Origin of the sequence: Protofrankia sp. Cj3 (assembly GCF_917627355.1) — a bacterium.
GTDB lineage: Bacteria > Actinomycetota > Actinomycetes > Frankiales > Frankiaceae > Protofrankia.
The window spans coordinates 2,706-3,718 of record NZ_CAKJTR010000219.1 but is presented as its reverse complement, the minus strand read 5'-3'; the positions used below and the strand labels follow the sequence as shown (position 1 = coordinate 3,718).

The following is a 1,013-nucleotide window of genomic DNA, read 5'->3' as shown; positions in this document are numbered from 1 at the left end:
CTGCGCGCCATCCGTACCAGGGTCGCCCACGCCCCCCGGCTCCTGCACACCCAGGACGACCCCCGTTTCCAGGTCCATGCGTTCATCGACGGGCAGCTCCTCGACGATCTCGCCCCGCGCGGGGTCCGTGTCCCGTCCCACGTCCTCGACGACGTCGCTGACCTGTTCGGACAGCTCGGCGCCCTCCCCCGCGACCGCGTACCGGCCGTCCCGCCGGGCTGGCCCGCCGACGGCGACACCGGCGGGTTCGCCGGCCGGCTGTCCGCGGTCACCGCCGACGTCCACGCCCGTTTCCTGCCCGCGTTCGGCGGCCTCTTCGACGTTCTTGGCATCCCCGTGGAACCCCTCACCACGATCAGGAACGGCTGGGCCCGGTTGCGGCCCCGGCCGTTCCGGCTCCTGCACACCGATATCCACCGCAAGAACATGATCCTCGCGGATGGGCGGACCTATTTCCTTGACTGGGAGTTGGCGCTGTGGGGCGACCCCGTCTATGACCTCGCGGTCCACCTCCACAAGACCGCCTACCAGCCCGACGAGCACGACACGCTCCTGGACCGCTGGGCGCATGCCGTGCCCGGCGCGGCGTCCGACGGCTGGGAGACAGACCTTCCGATCTACCTCGCTCACGAACGCGTGAAGTCCGCGATCGTCGACACCGTCCGTTACACCAAACTCCTCACCGGCCCCCCGCTACCCGCCGGGCAGCGACAAGCCCTCCTCGACAAACTCGTCGGCAAACTCACCGCCGCCCATCAGGTATGGCAGACCCGCCGGCCCCGGACCGACCCCACGACCGTCACCGCGCACATCGCCCGCTGGGCCGCCAGCCACTGACCCCGTCACACGCGCGACGGGGCCGCTCCCGTACGGGAGCGGCCCCGTTCCTCAGTCGAGCCCCCTGATCCGCCGGTAGATCTCGAGCGCGAGTTCAGTCACGAACGCCTGCTCATAGCGCCGTTCCGACCGGAACGTCACCGGCTGAATCTCCAAGACGTCAGCGGCATGTCGAC

1 protein-coding gene is annotated in these 1,013 nt (G+C 70.2%); it reads left to right on the top strand.

What is annotated here, in order from left to right; all coding sequences use genetic code 11:
* On the top strand, positions 1–837 hold an 837-nt coding region (locus tag MJ783_RS20625; RefSeq protein WP_239312878.1), incomplete at its 5' end, for a phosphotransferase.
* Positions 838–1,013 lie beyond the last annotated feature (176 nt).